The following is an 18,255-nucleotide window of genomic DNA, read 5'->3' as shown; positions in this document are numbered from 1 at the left end:
CAAGGTTAATAAAACTTGCTGGCGATTTTACTTAAAACCTTATACTTCATTAAATAAATCTTGCTGACTAAGGCAGATTTCAATACTGCGAATTTGACCTGTTCGCGTAAATATCTCCTGACTTTGTTCAGCACTTAAGGCTAACTTCTGCTGCTTATCTTGATGGCCATTTTGATATTCAATGGTTAAACCTGATGTATCAGCCAAACGATAAACAATAGGTAATTGGCACCATGTAAAAGCTAATGCTTTTGCTGGTATTGTTAGTGTTTGCCATTGCTTGTGTACATCTAAATAAGTTAACGTTTTAGGCTGAGCTAAAAATTCTTGTACTCTTAATAACCTAGGTTTAAAGCTAACCTGGCCGTTTTCTACTACTATACCTAGCTCACCAAACCGACATAGAATTTCTTCTTTGACCTGACCTGTCATACCCGGTTGTTGCGCCCCAGAATGCTTAGGGGTATGCGAATAAGGATCACAAGGAAAAGCCCCATACTCTTGTGGGCTTTTATTAAAGCCAAGGCCAGCACGAATTTTATAATACAGCTCGCCTAAAACTTGGGTATCTTGGTTATCAGACGCCTGAGCTAAACTAATAAAAAAGTATTCTTGTACGGCTAATAATAATTTAGACACCATATGCCAATACACACAACCTAAACCTTCAAACCCAAACATACCACCAGAGCGACCAGTAAAGGCTTGGTGATTAAAAGTCTCTTCATACAAAGCTAAAATTTGTTGGTTGACTTGGGAAGTTAGCTGCGGATAGTCGCCTTTAAGTTGCGCTAATTGGGCTTGCAAGTCACTGCTATTTTTAAGCTCAGGACTAAACCTTAAGTGCTGTTGTGCGTCTTTTAATACTATTCTTTTATCATTTTTATCTATCATTAACGCAAAAATAGGAATGGCCTGCAAAGCCTGAACTGCAATTTGATTTTTACTCAAAAAGCTTTGTTGTGATCTATCTGGATATAGCATAAAAGTATCATGCTCAGCACTAAAGATGGCGCTTTGATACAAGGCTTGCACCACTTGTATCGCCTGTTTAGGACTTAACATATGCGCACTTAGTGCCGCCACTTGCCCCTCTAGCATGGGATATAAGTGATCAATATCTGCAGTTGTCGAAGAAAAATGTAGCAGGTTATAGGCATGAAACAATTTATCTTGCTGCTGATTTTGCTTGATACTGTGCTCTACTACAGATAAGGCGTCACTTAAAAAATTATCTAGCGCAGTTCCCGCCATTTGAGCTTTGCCGCTAAAGTGGCCCTTTTGATAAAGTTTGCTTCGATACTTAGTTGCCACTTGGCCTAATTCCAACAAAGTTTGATAGCGGCATGCTGCAGATACCGGTTGATCATTAAGTGTTGCTGCTACCCTAGCTAAAATACTAGCTGTATCTGTTAACCAAGTTGCTACCTCTTGTGACAAACTGTATGTAAGGTTTTGCTCGGCTAATAAAGTCTGCATAAAGGCTATATAACGCCTTAAATAATTTAATGTCACCACAGACACGCCTTGGCCAACTAAGGCATTGTTAGCGTCATTCCATTCTGGTCTTTGGGTATTAAGCCATATGCCAGCATCTAACACTAAATTGGCGAGTTTAGCTAATAAGGGAACCAAGAGTTTTTCTAATAAATTAACTTGATAAACCTTGCCTTGTGCATCTGTTAACAATTTTCCATCAAAACCAATTTCACTTACCCTTTGGGCAATGGTCTTAGCCGCTTCTTCGTCAAAAATCACCGTATCTTTTGGGTTTTCTAATATCTGCTCTAGTGGCTTAATTCGATAAGGTACATTGGCGTAGGCAAATAACGCTTGGCTTAACCAGCGAGACAGAGTTTGAGGATGAAAACTTGCCGACATTTCTAACATCTTAAGCAAATAAATAATTTGATGATCGCCCCAATAGCCAATAAAGCTCCATGGGTCATCTAGCTCTTCTACCTCCCAATCAATACCTGACTTTGTAATGCGATAAGGATTATAACCATCTAAGGTAGAGGCATTCACAAATTTGGCGATGACAGACTCAATAAACTCAGGGTAACTAAAGCACAAGGCTTCCCAGTTTTGGAAAATATCCCGCCAGTTTCCTTGATAAGATAGGTTTTGCTTGCCGTTTTTATCACGCACTTTAATTTCAAACTGATTCCAAGGTCGGCTCGGATCACCATGTCTACGACCAAAAGTAACAGGCAAGTACTCTGTAGCTAATCGCAATAACTGCGGATCCTTTAATAGTTGGATATGCTGAATAAACTGATTTACTTCTAGGTGCTGAGGTAAAGCATCTAATCTTTGTTGATGCTGTTGATAAAGCGCTAAATTAAAGCTTTTTAACGTATGTCTAAAATCATCAAGGGCAATTTTATACTGATCAGCAAAAATTCCGCCCCTTAAGGTATTAAACAAGGTATTGGCATAGTGGTGCACAGATACCAATTCTTCATTTGTAACTTGAAACCCATCTGCGGCTGCCATTATTCGAGCTAGTTGGTCTGAACCTCGAGCAAGATCGGTATTTATCTGAGTAAGAATATCTTGATTACAAATAGTCTGGATCAATTCGGTCACTTGTTCTTGGCTTTGCTCTACATTAGCCACAATTTTCCATGACTTAGTGTTTTGACTGGCTAAGCTGAACTTTGTCTCAACTAAGTAGGCCCCTCTTACTCCACGGGTGTAGTGTTCGGTTGTTAAAGAATGAGAGTGGTAAAAGTCTTTTAGCTGAGTAGTGCTAAGCAATACATTAGGTTGTTCAAACCCTAGCGCAAAAACAGTGGTGGCATATAAAGATTCACTAGGCTGGGCACGATCGGTTATACCAGAATAAAGTGAATAAATGCCTAAGCCAGATGACGGCTCTAACTCATTCCATTTATAGGCATCCACTAAATTGCTGGCGGTAGTTTGGGTAATTCGTGGCGTACCTGCAGGTAAAATATTTTGCAAGCCATCAACTAATCTAATGTTTAGTGCTTGCTTGGTTAAATTCACTAACTGACATTCACGCACAAAACCAAATTTATCACTGGTGTGCCAGCTATATCTAAAGCTTAAGCCTAGATCATGATTGATCTCTTCAAAGCACAGCTTATTGCCTAAGGTGTTTTTATATAGATTTTGACTGATATTATAATGCTGATTAAAGTCTTGATTAAACGGCTGCCACGCCTGCGTTTGGTTTGCAGATGTCACTTGTATTAAGGTTTTACTGCCTGTTTGTGTGGCTGAATCGTAAATACGATCTACCGATAAATAAGGAAATAAAGCATGCTCGGGAGATACTCGCCCTGCCGTTATGCCGCCATTTGAAGCGACAAATAACCAATGATCACTATCTGAAACCACACTAATAAAAAAAGGCGGTAACTTTTCTACCTGACGAATAACGTAATACCTGTCGTTATCCATTTCTATAAATTCACCTTTTATTGGTGTTTGGCTTGGCTCAACACTTGGCATGGTTAACTCTCTTAAAAACACTCATTAGATTTTGCAGTAAAAACATAAGGCAAACTCAATTTAACGCAATCAAAAAAGGTCAAAACGGACTGGACTTGCGATTAAGCTGTATAGCCCTAGTTTATTGACAACTTATTGGATAATTAAGCCGTTAATAAGTGCGCCTGTCCGTTTTATCTTTCTGTTATCCCGCCCTACCGCATTAACACAATTGCGCCTTAACCTTTATGCTACAAACTACAGCATGTCATTAACATTTGGTAAACCTGTGCCTTCAAAACACAGTAAAGTAGATGTTCAAAAGACTGATTTAACTAGGCTAACTCAGGTAACAAAAGCCAACTTTATTAAGCTAACTTGCGGAGAACACCATGGTAATAAACAGCGTTAAACGCATGAGGTATTATCTTTATACCTCTGTCGCACTATCCCTTAGCACAGTGCTGTCAGGATGTGGAGGCGAAGCTTCGACTAATACAGATATTGCGGCTGTTGATGTGCAAGCGCCAGTTGATGACTGGGTTATGGTTTGGAACGATGAGTTCGATAGTGCCAATATTGATGCTAGCAAATGGACCTATGAAGTTAACTGCGCAGGTGGCGGCAATAATGAACAGCAATGTTATACAGACAGTGCAGAAAACTCTTTTATAGCTGACGGAAAGCTAAATATTGTTGCTTTGCCTGCAGAAGAAGGGGCGCCAAAGCCTTATACCTCGGCACGTATGATTACCCAATACAAAGGTGATTTTAAATATGGCCGTTTTGAAATGCGCGCTAAGCTGCCGCAAGGACAAGGTACTTGGCCAGCTTTTTGGATGATGCCCACTGACTCTGTTTATGGTGGTTGGCCTAAGTCTGGTGAAATTGACATTATGGAAGCGGTAAACCTTAAGGTAACCGATGCCGAAGGCAATGCCGAAGCTCGCATTTACGGTACCCTGCATTATGGTCAAGAATGGCCAAATAATGTTAATTCTGGCAAAGGCACTATGTTGCCTGATGGTTCTAACCCTGCTGACGATTTCCACACTTATGCAATCGAATGGCAAGAAGGTGAAATACGTTGGTATGTAGATGACTATCTATATCAAACCCAAATGCAATCTGAAGTACGTTATTCAAGCAATGGTGATCCACAAGGCTTAAAGCACCGTGGATGGTTCGCTGAATATTACAATATTATTAGCGGTGAATTAGAAACCCATTGGGACTCTGCCCCCTTTGACCAAGAATTTTTCATGATTTTAAACCTTGCTGTGGGTGGTGATTGGCCTTCAAATGTCAACGCGACTGGCATAGATGCCAGTGCCTTTGAAAATGGTCAAAGTTACGAAATTGATTATATTCGGGTGTATGAATGTGCTTCTGATCCCGTTACTGGTAAAGGTTGCGAAACCATTCGTGCAGGTTATAAAGATTTAGACGATGCCTTAGTTGAAGGTAAAGCCCCTAACCCACCTATGCCAGGTGTGCCTGGGTCATCTAAACCTGTAACTATATTTGCTGACGGTGAAAACCCTGATTGGCCCATGTGGGATTGTTGTGGTGGTACTACACCTACAGTTGAAATTGATGATGCTGAACATGGTGCAGTAGCTGAATTTAGAATTTTAGACAATAACGGTACAGTGCTAGGGTTTAACAGCAGAGATACCGACTCGGCATTTGATGCCAGTGGCATGTTAGCCACAGGTAGTGTGTCTTTTGAAGTTAAAATTGTCACTCCTCCTACTAATGCAGACACAGATTGGTATGTGAAAATTGAATCTGCTGGTGGTTCAAGTGCCGGTGGAGCCGATTGGGACACTATTATTCAACCTAAAGTAGGCGAATGGACTAAGTTTTCTTTTACTATTCAAGAACTGGCTGATGCGGGTTTAGATATTTCTGCCATAGACATCATTATGATTTTCCCTGCTTGGACTACGGGTGAAGGAGCAGTTTATAGAGTAGATAATGTAGAAATTTCAGAGCCTAGTATCGAGTATCCAGAACTGATTCTGTTTGAAGATATGACCAACCCTGAATGGCCGTTATGGGATTGCTGTGCAGGCTCAACCCCTACTGAAGAAATGGACGATGAAGAACATGGCATAGTGGCAGAGTTCTCTGTTTTAGGTAGTCCAGATACAGTACAAGGCTTTTTTGGACGTGATAACGGAAGCTTTGATGCCTCGCTTTTATTAAATGAAGGCGTATTGCAATTTGACATGAAAGTGGTCACCGCCCCCGCAGATGGTACCCCTTGGATTTTAAAAGTAGAAGCTGGCGGTAATACCTCAAATACCGGTGATATTTTACTCAGCAGCAGTAATGAAGGCCAAGAGCCGGTCACAGGCGAATGGCAAACCTACACTTTCGACCTATTAGCTTTATCTGATGCCGGTCTCGATGTTAGTGCTATAGATGTGGTCATGGTGTTTCCTGCTTGGGGCCAAGGCGCTGGCGCAGTTTATCGAATCGACAATGCCAAAATTTATAACCCTAATGCCAATGCTGGCGTTGACAATGGCCCAAGATTAGTTGCCTTTGCTGATTCTGAAAATCCTGAATGGCCACTATGGGATTGCTGTGCAGGCTCTACCCCAACAGTAGAAATAGACGATGCACAACACGGTGCAGTAGCGGAGTTTTCGGTATTAGGAAGCCCAGATACAGTGCAAGGTTTTTATAGCCGAGATACAGGTACACCCTTTGATGCGTCTGCCCTGTTAGCCGAAGGTACTTTAAGCTTTGAAATGAAAGTGGTGACAGCCCCTGCTGATGGCACCCCTTGGATTTTAAAAGTTGAAGGGGGCAATGCAACCTCAAATACTGGCGACATTTTGCTGAGTAGCAGTAAAGAAGGCATGGAGCCGGTTACAGGTGAATGGCAAACCTATACTTTTGATCTAGTTACGCTGTTAGATGCTGGATTAGACATCAGTGCCATAGACGTCATTATGATATTCCCAGCTTGGGGACAAGGTGCTGGTGCTGTTTATCGTGTAGATAATGTGATTATTGGCAACCCAGTCAAGCAAAGCTCTGGGGTAGAAGGTGCCGCATTAACTTTATATGCAGACATGGTAAACCCTGAGTGGCCACTTTGGGATTGCTGTGCAGGCTCTACTCCTACTGAACAAATGGACGATGCCGAACATGGATCGGTTGCGGAGTTTTCGGTACTTGGCTCGCCTGATACGGTTCAAGGTTTTTATAGCCGAGACGTGGGTACCCCATTTAATGCCGAAAACATTATTAACGGTACCTTTAGTTTTGAGATGAAAATTACCTCTGCTCCTGCAGACGGCACGCCTTGGATCTTAAAAATAGAAGCCGGTAACGCCACTAGCAACACTGGCGACATTAATTTAAACACCAGTATTGAAGGAATGGACCCTGTGCTAGGTGAATGGCAAACCTACACCTTTGATATTTTAACCCTACTCGATGCGGGGTTAGACATAAGCGCCATAGACGTAGTGATGATCTTCCCAGCATGGGGACAAGGTGCTGGCGCTGTTTATCGCATCGACAATGCGGCCTTTAAACCATAAGTAACGTTTTGCAGTGTTAGTAAAGCACTGCTTTTAAAGGATTTTAATTATTAATAGCGATTGAATGAGTCAAGATTTAAGCCAATCAATCGCTAAGCTAAATATTAAGTAGGGTAATTATGAAAAACATAACCTTCAATAAAACTCGCATTGCCGCATCAGTCAGTATGTTGTTAGGCGTGGGGATCAGCTCAAGCGCTTACTCACAAGAGTCAGAGCCTGTAGCTAATGATGTAGAAGTGATTCAAGTAAAAGGTATTCGAGGCAGTTTAGCCCGCGCCATGGACATGAAGCGTGAAGCTAGAGGTGTTGTAGACGCCATTTCTGCCGAAGAAATGGGTAAATTTCCAGACACTAACCTAGCCGAGTCATTACAGCGCATTACTGGTGTGTCTGTGAGTCGTTCAAATGGTGAGGGCAGCCAAATTACCGTGCGTGGCTTTGGCCCAGACTTTAACCTAATGACATTAAATGGCAGACAAATGCCAGGTACGGGTAACACACGCTCTTACAGTTTAGAGAATCTCTCATCTGAAGGGGTCAGTGCACTAGAGGTATTTAAAACCGCTCGTGCTGAAAATCCAAGTGGTGGTATAGGTGCAACGGTTAATATTGTTACGGCTAAACCATTAAACAACCCAGGCTTAAAATATTCAGTGTCGGCTAAAGGTATTATGGATACCTCAAATGAAGCCGGAGATGATGTTACCCCTGAGTTGGCAGCGTTATACAGCAACACTTTTGCTGATGATACTTTAGGTGTGGCTATATCTTTGTCTCACCAAGGACGCGACTTTCAACAACAAAGTGCCAATGTGCCTGGTTGGCAAGCCGATCAAGGCTTAGGCAATGCCACTGGCGACAATGCCATTGATCTTCGCCCTACAGATGCCGAGGGTAACAAATTAGGACATACCTATTTTCCTCGACAAATTTCATACAATATTAATGATGTACAACGTACCCGCACTAATGGTCAGTTGACTTTGCAATATGCCCCAACTGAAGCCATGACCTTTACCCTTGACTATACCCGCTCAGAGTCGCAAACCGCCACTACAGGTAGAGGCTTTGGCATTTGGTTTAACTTTGGTGGCAACATTACCAACTACCAGTTAGATGAAAATGGTACCGCTATTCGGTTTACCGAAACCGCGAATGACTATGCTCACTCTGCTAACGCTGGCACCTTTTTAGTTGAATCAGATTCTATCGGTTTTAACTTTGACTGGCAGTTAACAGACGACATCCACTTAGAGTTTGACTATCACGACTCTACTAGTGCAACTGACTCGGGGGGTGACAAAGGTACTGGCTATTCTGGTAACGTGATTTTAGCGCCCAATAACATAGTAGATAAGACCTATGATTACTCCAGTGGCGAAATCCCACAATTTACTATGACCTGGCCAAATGGCGCAGCCGAAGCTAATCCAAATGACTTTGATCCTCTGTTTGCCCAATTTAGTCGAGGAGAAGGTGAATCGGCCATTAAACAATTCCAATTTAATAGTGAGTGGGTTAACCCGCGCGACAGTATTTTAGTGGATGTAAAATTTGGTGCGGCTAGTACCGAGCAGTCTTTTGGAGGATACGGTACAGGTAGCGGTAACGTTGGGCCTAATGGTTATAACGGTAACCAAGCTGTGTTCCCAGACAGTATGTTTACCCGCCAAGATACAGGAAACTTGTTAGATCAATTATCAGGTGGAGGCGCTGACCTAGCCACCAATTATTATTACACTTTTGATTACGCTGAAGCCATTGCTCGCATGACGGCTTATTTTGATAGTGTGCCACTTGATCCGTTAAATGGTGAACAAGCCAGCACTAGTTCTGGCGGTGTTACTGAAGAAACCACTAGTGTATATCTACAAAGTGCCTTGTATTTTGAACTGGCCGATATGCCAGTAGACATCAATCTAGGCCTACGCTATGAAAAAACCGATGTCACCAGTAATGTGATTCAAAAAGTTGAAGACATAATAGTTTGGTCTAATCCCACAGAATGGCAATTACGTTATCAAGCGGGAGGAGAGCAACCCGTTAGCTTTACCGGAGAACATGATGTGACTTTGCCTACATTAGACATAAAGGTAGAAGTTACAGATGAAATTATTGCACGTATGTCTATGGGTAAGTCCATTACCCGAGCACCACTAGGCAACTTAGTAGGTATTAGAACTTTATCTGGTAGCCCTAAACCTGGTAGTCGTACCGGTAGTCAAGGTAATACTAACTTGCTGCCTTTTGAGTCCACTAACTTTGACATTTCAGTAGAATACTATTACGACGATGCGAGTTATGTGTCACTAGGGTATTTTAATAAAGACGTAAAAAACTTTATTACTACTACTAATGAAATTATCACTGTTGACGGTCTACGCGACCCATTAAGAGGACCGCGAGCGGCACAAGCACGTGCCGATCTTATCGCCGCCTCTGGGGATCCAAGCTTTGTACCTGCTGATGGTGATATTTGGACGCAAATCATTGCTAATGGTGGCGGGGCTTATGATCCTGTAACCGATAACGAGATTGTTTTCCAAAGCAGTGACGACCCTTTAACTGAGTGGTTAGTTAGCCAACCCACTAATGGTGATACACGCAATGTTGATGGAATAGAATTTGCCATTCAACATATGTTTGGAGAATCAGGCTTTGGTAGTGGCTTTAACTTCACTATGGTTAACGGCGACGTTGAGTATGATGTAGATAGTTTTGAGCAACAATCGCCTTTAGCTGGCTTAAGTGACTCTGCTAACGTACAAGTGTTTTACGAAAAAGACGGATTGTCGGTTAAGTTAACTTACGCTTGGCGTGACGACTACCTAATAGGTGTTGGTCAGGCTCAAGGCTCAGCTGAAGCACCTCCTCAGTTTGGTAAAGAATACGCACAAACCGACTTAAGTGTTAATTACTCGGTTTCAGACGAGTTAACCGTATTTTTTGAAGGCATTAATATTACTAACGAAACCGAACAAGGTTATGGGCGTTACCAAGAGCAGTTTTTATATGCTCGACAGTATGGTCCACGCTATACCCTGGGCGCTCGTTACACCTTTTAATCCTAAATAAAATCAATAAGCCGCTGATTTCAGCGGCTTTTTAGGTTTTTAATTGGGCTTAAAACGCCTATGATGAGAATATCAAGCTTTAGCTGTTGGAGTTGCTAAATTTGGAAAAATTAGTTCGAAAGATCACCATAGTGGGAGGTGGCACTGCTGGTTGGCTAACTGCTGGAGTGATAGCCGCAGAACATATGGCCAATAGTGAACAAGGTTTACAAGTAACTTTAGTGGAATCTCCAGACGTTAAACCTATAGGTGTAGGCGAAGGAACTTGGCCTACTATGCGCGCCACTTTGCAAAAGATGGGAGTAAATGAAACCGATTTTATCTGCCAATGTGATGCTTCCTTTAAGCAAGGAGCAAAGTTTGCTAAATGGGTAACAGGCACTCAAGATGATTTTTATTACCATCCTTTAGTGTTGCCGCAAAACTATGATCAAATTAATCTGGCTCCACACTGGTTGGCTATGGACAGTCCCCCACCCTTTGCCGATGCTGTAAGTTTTCAAGGTTTGTTGTGTGAACAACATTTAGCCCCTAAACAAATTAGCACCCCAGAGTTCGCTCATGTGGCCAACTATGCATACCATTTAGATGCAGGTAAATTTGCCACTTTTTTACAGACTCATTGCACCCAAAAACTTGGGGTTAAACATATTTTAGACCACGTTACTCAAGTCAATACCACTCCTACGGGCGATATCGCCTCTGTCAGCACTAAGCTAAACGGTGAGATTGAAGGCGATTTATTTATCGATTGTACTGGTTTTAATGCTCTTTTGATTGGTCAACATTACCAGATCCCCTTTATTGATAAGCAGCATATATTATTTAACGATAGCGCCTTGGCTATACAAGTTCCTTATCTAGACGAGCAAGATGAGATTGCCTCGCATACCATTTCTACTGGCCAAAAAGCCGGATGGATTTGGGATATAGGCTTACCTACTCGCAGAGGTGTGGGTTATGTTTACTCTTCTGCCCATAGTACAGATGAGCAGGCAGAAATTGAATTACGCGACTATGTAAAACAAAGCATAGGGGCAAAAGCAGATGAATTATCTGTACGTAAAATTCCAATCAAACCTGGACACAGACAAAAATTTTGGCATAAAAACTGTGTGGCTGTGGGGTTATCTGCAGGTTTTTTAGAGCCGTTAGAGGCCTCGGCTTTAGTGTTAGTGGAATTATCTGCCGCCATGATCAGCGAACAATTGCCTGCTAACCGCGAGGTCATGGACATAGTTGCAGACAGATTTAATAAAAAGTTTTTATATCGCTGGGACAGGATCATCGACTTTTTAAAATTACACTATGTGTTAACCCAAAGAACAGACACAGATTATTGGCAAGACAACTGCTTAGCGCAAAGCATTCCAGAAGATTTAACTACTTTATTAACTTTGTGGAAATATGAATCACCTTGGCAATTAGACTTTGATCATGCTGACGAAGTGTTTCCCTCTGCGAGTTATCAATACGTGTTATATGGCATGGGATTTAAAACCCAAGCTAGGCACAGTAAAAAACGTTCAGAAAACGCCCAACTTGCCCAAGCAAGTTTTCAGCAAAATGCACAAATCAGTCAAAAGCTTATGGCTGGTTTGCCAAAAAACCGTGAACTAATCAATAAAATCAAACAATATGGTTTACAAAAGATTTAAAGGAAAGATCCAGCATGGCCAACCACCAACTATTAGATAATGTTACCCATAAAGATGTGCATGTTATTACCGACCATACTGCTCAATATGACGATAGCAGCAGTTATACCAATATAGTGCTATCTGAGATAGACCAAGTCCAAGCCCACTACCCTATATTTTTTCAACAAAACCCCACTAACCAACAACTAGAAGCCATTGCGCTGTTTGGCTTAGGCCCTGAAGAAAACTTGTTTTTAACTGATTCTGGTTGGCAGGCAAATTATATTCCTTTAACCATACAGCGTCGGCCTTTTTTAATTGGGTTTAAACAGAACACCACTCAAGGGGTAGTAACACAAGAGCCTGTGGTGCATATAGATATGGACAGCCCCAGAATTAGTTACAATCAGGGTGAAGCGATATTTTTACCTCAGGGCGGACAAAGCCCTTATTTACAAAATATCACTGGGGTTTTAATGGCCATTCACCAAGGCTATCAACAAACTCATGAATTTATTCAAGCGTTAACCGAGCACCAATTAATTGAATCTGTAGACATACAAGTAGAATTAAAAGATGGTTCAAAGCATAAAATGGATTTTTTATTCAGCATAAATGAAGAAAAAGTGGCTAAGCTAGCAGATCAAGATGTGGCAACACTGCATCGCCAAGGATACCTAAAAGCCATACATATGATCATGGCTTCGACTGCAAAATTGGCCGATCTTATCGAACGTAAAAACCAACAATTAGTAGGTTAACTTTGACGCCCGATATCTTTGCAAACTGCCAAGGCATACAAGAAATATCCAATGCAACAGAGGCTGATTTAAGCCCAGCATTACTTTCGGGCAATCAACCTGTTGTTTTGCGTGGGTTAATTAAACATTGGCCTAGCGTGCAGCATGCAGAACAATCAATTAGCGCATGTAGGGATTACCTTGGACAATTTTCGGCTAACCCTAAAGTGCAAGCTTTTGAAGCTGCAGCAGAATATCAGGGGCGTTATTTTTACAACCAAGATCTAACTGGCTTTAACTTTTCCTTAGCGACTTATCAGTTTGATCAACTGCTAGATAAGCTTTTAGAACTTCAAGCTCAGCCTGAATCACCGAGTTTATATATGGGTTCAACTGCCATAGATTATATTTTACCCAGCTTTAGACAAAGCAACGATTTAGCCCCGTTAAAAGACAAGCCTTTAGTTAGTATGTGGGTAGGTAATCAGTCTCGTATTGCAGCACATTATGATGTGACAGACAATGTTGCTTGTGTGGTAGCGGGTAAAAGGCAATTTATTTTGTTTCCCCCAGCTCAACTAGACAACTTATATGTGGGGCCATTAGATTTTACTATGGCTGGGCAGCCAGCAAGTTTAGTGGACTTTTTTGCCCCTGATTTAGCGCGTTTTCCAAAGTTTAGCCAAGCCATTAAACATGCACAGGTGAGCGAATTAGAGCCTGGTGACGCTATTTTTATTCCTAGCATGTGGTGGCACCATGTACATGGGCAAAGTCATTTTAATATTTTAGTGAATTACTGGTGGCGACAAGTAGCAGATCATTTAGGTGCGCCTATGGATGCCCTAACCCATGCCTTATTAAGTATTAAAGATTTACCCGAAGCACAACGTAAAGTTTGGCGAGATATTTTTGATTACTATGTATTCAACACCCAAGAACAACAGCACATTCCAGCGCATAAACAAGGCATGCTTGCCCCTATCGATGAGTTAACAGCTCGAAAAATGCGCTCAATCTTAATTAACAAACTAAATCGCTAAATCCCTTTAGCTTGGTTTAGATGTACTAACGCTCCCCCCGCCTTAACACTGAATTAAGCAAACAAGGCGTAGATTTATTTAGTGTCTATAATTACACCTGTTTCAATAAGATAGAGTAGATAATCTATGCAACAAGGGAGGGTTTTGCAGCACTCCTGGTATGAACGCTTATTTAATTTAATTAGTGTAGTAAAGCCAGGTGAAGGGAGAAGTTGTTTACTGCTAACAATAATTGTTGCTCTATTAATGTCGACCTTTTATTTACTTAAAGTGGTGCGTGAGCCGCTTATTTTGGCCTACGGTGGCGCCGAATACAAAAGTTACGCCACCGCCTTTCAGGCTGGTCTCATGGTGTTAATTGTTCCTATGTTTTCCATGATGTATCACAGGTACAAAGACCGAAAACAGCGCAATGCAGTGATCAATCGGGTGCTGCTTTTTTTCATTAGTCATTTATTATTTTTTGCTCTCTTACAGTTTTTAAATGTAAACGTTGGCATGGCTTTTTATGTGTGGTTGGGTATTTTTGGGGTTATGGTGTTAGCGCAATTTTGGGCCTTTGCCGCAGATTCATATAATGTAAGAAGCGGTCAGCGGCTGTTTGTGATCCTGGCTGTTGGCGCTACTTTTGGCTCTTGGTTTGGCTCGCGCATTGCGGGGCCAATTTTCCCTGTTATTGGCATAGTTGGGATCATGCTGTTAGCGACTCTGTTTTTAGTTTTAGTGGTATTTCTAACAGATAAAATAGATCCCTGTATTCCAGAAGGTTCCATTAATAAAGAAGTGGCTAAGCCAGATAGACAGGTTAACCATTGGCTTGATGGTTTCTCTATTGTATTAAAAAATAACTATTTGTTGCTCATTGCCGCTTTTGTGATGCTTTTGGTATTTCTAAACTCCACTGGCGAATACATTTTGGCTCGCTTTGTTAGCGAGTACAGTTTATCGCTATTGCACTCAAAACAAATTAGCGATGTACAAGCCTGGCAAGGACAATTTTATTCAAGTTATTATTCATGGATCACCTTAGGTAGCTTTTTATTACAACTCTTTGTGGTGTCTAGGGTATTCGAATGGTTAGGCCTACGCGGCGGCTTATTGATCCCACCTTTGGTTATTATTCTTGGCTATAGTTTGATGGCGTTTTTTCCGGTGTTTTCTTTGGTTAGATTTGTTATGACAGCAGAAAACAGTGTTAATTATTCGCTGCAAAATACCACTCATCAAGCCCTGTTTTTACCAGTCCCTCGAAAACTAAAATATTTGGGTAAAACCACCATAGATACTTTCTTTTATCGGGTAGGCGATTTGTTATACGGTGGCTTTATTTTTGTTGGGACTCAGGTTTATTCGTTAAGTATTTCGAGCTTTATTCTGTGCAATTTAATCTTGGCTTTTGGCTTGCTGGTTTTGGCTTGGCATGTAAATACCGCCAATACTTTAGAGGTACAAAAACGTGCCGGCAATTCGGCGCCTTTTATAAAAGCGGCCATTCCTCGCATACAGGTACCTTCGGGTAATTTGTCGGAATTTAGTATCAGTGAAAATACTTTTGTTGACACTGATATAGGCGATGCGCTTAAGTTTTATGCCCTGCAGGAATCTGGGCAGCCTTTACCAGACTGGATCATCTTTGATCGTATGTCTCGTACCTTTTCCTTTGAACCACCAGAGGATTATGAAGGCAATTTAAATATTCAGGTTGTTGCCACAGATTTTGATGGGGCCACAGTTAAGGCCAATTTAAAGGTTTCATTTTATTGTGAATCAGAACACTCAGAAGGACAGTAATACCATGCTAAAAATATTTAGAGGTCCCAGTCTTAAGCTTTTTGCCATTATATGTTTAACCTTTTGTTATTCGGCTTTAGCAGACAGTCAGTACAGCTTTACCACCCAAGCGCCTATTTATGTGGTTGGCGATATACACGGTGCATTTGAAGAGTTGCATACTAGCCTACGCACTTTAAAGTTAATCGATGAGCACAACAACTGGTCTGGCGGCGAAGCGCATTTTGTCAGCCTAGGTGATTTAACCGATCGTGGCCCTTCTTCTAGAAAAGTCATAGACTTATTAATGCACCTACAAACCCAAGCTAAGTTGGCTGGCGGCAGAGTTCATGTGGTATTAGGTAATCATGAAGTCATGAACCTTACCGGCGACCGACGCTACTTATCTAAACAAGAAATAGCTGAGTTTGCTCAAGATGAAAGCCCAGCGCTAAGAGCAAAACATTACCAATACTATCTTACTAATACTCAGACTAATGATAATTCAGCTTCACACACGGCCTTTAATCAAACTTACCCAGCTGGATATTTTGCACACCTAAATGGCTTTAATTTAAAGGGCAAGTATGGACAATGGTTAACAGCTTTACCTTTTGTGATCCAAATAAACGATCAAGTATTTACCCATGGTGGGCTTTCTTCAAAATTAAAAGGCTTAAGTTTAAAAGAGCTAAACGATGGGCTGAGAAAAACCTTATTAAGCTACCTGCAAAACTGGCAAGACCTAACTGATTCACACCCAAGCTTAATAAATATTGCTCATCATGATCGCGCAAACGCCCTAAAATCATTACAAGACAGCCCGCAAAAACAGGCCTTTTTAGCGGCTGAAACACAATTATTGTTTTCTATGGATAGTCCAACTTGGTATAGGGGCAATGCCTACTGCCATCCTTATTTTGAAGCAGAAATTTTGTCTAACATTTTATCTCAATGGAATGCTTCGCGTTTATGGGTGGGTCACTCCACTACCCCAACTAGGCAAGTGTTACACAGGTTAAATGGCCAATTAATAGTGATGGATACGGGCATGTTAAACAGCTATTACAAAGGTAGCCCTTGGGCGGCAAAAATCGAAGCTGACCAATCCTATACACTCATCAATGGTTTAACTGGAAAACTTGGGCAAGCAAGTGAATCTGCTAAACGTCACTTTGATGCGCCATACAATATGACAGATGCACAACTTGAAAGTTTTTTACTTGAAGCAAATGTTACTAGTTTAGAAGAATTAACCATAGGAAAAACCAAACCCATTAGAGTTACCTTAGAAAAAGACGGCAAAAGCCTTAAAGCAGTCTTTAAATATTATGACTCTGACCCCGGCAGCCATAGTGGCAGATGGGACAAAAGCATAAGAAACCCCGACAGATTCAGTTACGAAGTGGCAGCCTATAAATTAGATCGAATGTTAGATATAGGACTGGTTCCCGTGACAGTATTAAGAACCATTAAGGGTATGCCAGGCTCATTGCAGTTATGGCTAGATAATTTAGTTTCAGAAAAACAGCGCAGAGAACAAGATTTAGAATATGACGGTTTTTGCAATGAAAAAGCCCAAGATAACATGATGAATGTGTTTGATTACCTAATTAGAAATAGCGACCGCAATATGTCTAACATGCTGTATTCGTACAATGATTGGCAAGTATGGTTTATTGATCACTCCCGCTCTTTTGGTATCAAAAAAAGAATGCCGCCTATGCTAAGAAATTTAAAAATAAAACTCACTGACGAATTTAGAGCAGCGTTAAAATCGTTAACTTTGGAGCAACTTAGAGCCTTACGCCCCTATATGCATAATAGGCAGATTAAAACCCTGTGGTACAGACGCGAACAATTATTGGCTGGTGAGACCTAACACCAGCTTTTACGAGTGCTGCTACTCTGTAATGCTTAAGTTTGTAGGAGCTGGGTAGATGGAGTATAACTTTGATAGATAAGTGGCAAGTAGACTTAACTATTTTTGCTATTTGTAGCTGTGGTGAGCTCCTTTACGGAGAAAGCAGACAGTGACTTTCTCCCAACTCCCCTCCGTCATTCCCTAAATGGACTTGCTGTTCATTCCCGTGGCATTAAATTCAGTTCCGCTGAAGGGGCATTAAGGAGCGAATACATCTTGGGCTAAAGTTCGCCACTTAATAAGAGCCTGAATATATTAATCAACCTTACATTTATTACGAATATACCTTTGAAATGAACAGGATGTCCGTAGCTCCTTACTTAGTTATTAAAGGTATTAAAACGAAGCAAACAAGCTAACATAAAAGGTGCCTTCAGCGCCCTTTTCATCGTATTCGTGGTCTGAATACCCGCCTGATAATTCCAGTCTATCGCTTAGGGCATAACTTAGATACACTGCGTAGTCGTATGTGTTTTCTTCGCCATCATCATTGCGTCCAACATGACCATTTAAACTCATTTGGTCACTAAGTGGATATTGGGTATTGAGTTCCAGGTAGTTGGTATCTAAGTCTTGGTCGTGATGGTAATTAATCGCAAAAAATTCATGCCCTAGTCCGATTTTCCATTCTAATGAGGCGTCTGATTCACCAGAATATTGGTAACTAGTCACCGAGAAATCTAGCCAAAATTCATCACTGATATCCATGCTATAACCAGCATAAAGATCAACCTCAATACCATCATCGCCGTCGCCAAAATCGTATTGAGATGCCCAAACTCCAGCATAAAATCCGCTTTCATTTTCGTAGTCAACGCTAGCTTGAATTGCAGCTTTTTCGTCATTTAAATTAAAACCGCGCCACAAATATTGGCTAACAAAGCCAAGATTATGACTAAGTTCACCTTCTGCTAAAGCAACATTTGGCATGCTTGCAGCAACAATGGCGCTTAAACAAGTAAGGCCTTTTAAATTTTTACTCATGCTTTTATTCATAATTTAGTCATCTCTATTTTGAGTCAATGTAGGGCCAGTA

At 41.3% G+C, this 18,255-nt stretch carries 8 protein-coding genes and 1 pseudogene; 7 read left to right on the top strand and 2 right to left on the bottom strand.

What is annotated here, in order from left to right; genetic code table 11:
* Positions 1-39: 39 nt before the first annotated feature.
* Complete coding sequence (locus ACVCDT_RS05575) at positions 40-3,483, bottom strand: 1,3-beta-D-glucan phosphorylase, GH149 family (protein ID WP_447131777.1); 3,444 nt, start codon at positions 3,481-3,483, stop codon at positions 40-42.
* A 371-nt stretch (positions 3,484-3,854) separates the two neighbouring features.
* Here ACVCDT_RS05575 and ACVCDT_RS05570 point away from each other — a divergent pair.
* From ACVCDT_RS05570 to ACVCDT_RS05540, 7 genes and pseudogenes are all read left to right on the top strand, one after another.
* Positions 3,855-6,500, top strand: a pseudogene (locus ACVCDT_RS05570) (glycoside hydrolase family 16 protein); the annotation flags it as partial.
* A 644-nt stretch (positions 6,501-7,144) separates the two neighbouring features.
* Positions 7,145-10,093 (top strand): TonB-dependent receptor, encoded by a 2,949-nt coding sequence (locus ACVCDT_RS05565; protein WP_447131776.1) that lies wholly within the window; start codon positions 7,145-7,147, stop codon positions 10,091-10,093.
* Positions 10,094-10,203: 110 nt separating this feature from the next.
* Positions 10,204-11,760: a tryptophan halogenase family protein gene (locus ACVCDT_RS05560; protein WP_447131775.1), complete on the top strand. Its 1,557-nt coding sequence runs from the start codon at positions 10,204-10,206 to the stop codon at positions 11,758-11,760.
* Positions 11,761-11,774: 14 nt separating this feature from the next.
* Positions 11,775-12,503: a SapC family protein gene (locus ACVCDT_RS05555; RefSeq protein ID WP_447131774.1), complete on the top strand. Its 729-nt coding sequence runs from the start codon at positions 11,775-11,777 to the stop codon at positions 12,501-12,503.
* Between the two features lie 2 nt (positions 12,504-12,505).
* Positions 12,506-13,525 carry a cupin-like domain-containing protein gene (locus ACVCDT_RS05550; RefSeq protein ID WP_447131773.1) on the top strand — a complete coding sequence of 340 codons (1,020 nt, stop codon included), beginning with the start codon at positions 12,506-12,508 and terminating at the stop codon, positions 13,523-13,525.
* Between the two features lie 144 nt (positions 13,526-13,669).
* Positions 13,670-15,316, top strand: a complete 1,647-nt coding sequence (locus ACVCDT_RS05545) for an ATP translocase (RefSeq protein WP_447131772.1) — start codon at positions 13,670-13,672, stop codon at positions 15,314-15,316.
* A gap of 4 nt (positions 15,317-15,320) precedes the next feature.
* The gene (locus ACVCDT_RS05540; RefSeq protein WP_447131771.1) at positions 15,321-17,177 is read left to right on the top strand and encodes a metallophosphoesterase; all 1,857 of its coding nucleotides are present in this window, start codon (positions 15,321-15,323) and stop codon (positions 17,175-17,177) included.
* A 378-nt stretch (positions 17,178-17,555) separates the two neighbouring features.
* Here ACVCDT_RS05540 and ACVCDT_RS05535 read toward each other — a convergent pair whose 3' ends face one another.
* On the bottom strand, positions 17,556-18,203 hold the full coding sequence (locus ACVCDT_RS05535; protein ID WP_447131770.1) for a TorF family putative porin: 648 nt from the start codon (positions 18,201-18,203) through the stop codon (positions 17,556-17,558).
* Positions 18,204-18,255 lie beyond the last annotated feature (52 nt).

The sequence above is a fragment of the Paraglaciecola aestuariivivens genome, from assembly GCF_052983255.1.
The sequence above is the reverse complement of the archived record's forward strand: the minus strand, read 5'-3'. Positions and strand labels throughout refer to the sequence as shown.

Bases quoted from the DNA above. Each gene is read 5' to 3' on its own strand.
- ACVCDT_RS05555 (WP_447131774.1), top strand. From the start codon at position 11,775: ATGGCCAACCACCAACTATTAGATAATGTTACCCATAAAGATGTGCAT.
- ACVCDT_RS05565 (WP_447131776.1), top strand. From the start codon at position 7,145: ATGAAAAACATAACCTTCAATAAAACTCGCATTGCCGCATCAGTCAGT.
- ACVCDT_RS05535 (WP_447131770.1), bottom strand. From the start codon at position 18,203: ATGAGTAAAAATTTAAAAGGCCTTACTTGTTTAAGCGCCATTGTTGCT.
- ACVCDT_RS05575 (WP_447131777.1), bottom strand. From the start codon at position 3,483: ATGCCAAGTGTTGAGCCAAGCCAAACACCAATAAAAGGTGAATTTATA.
- ACVCDT_RS05540 (WP_447131771.1), top strand. From the start codon at position 15,321: ATGCTAAAAATATTTAGAGGTCCCAGTCTTAAGCTTTTTGCCATTATA.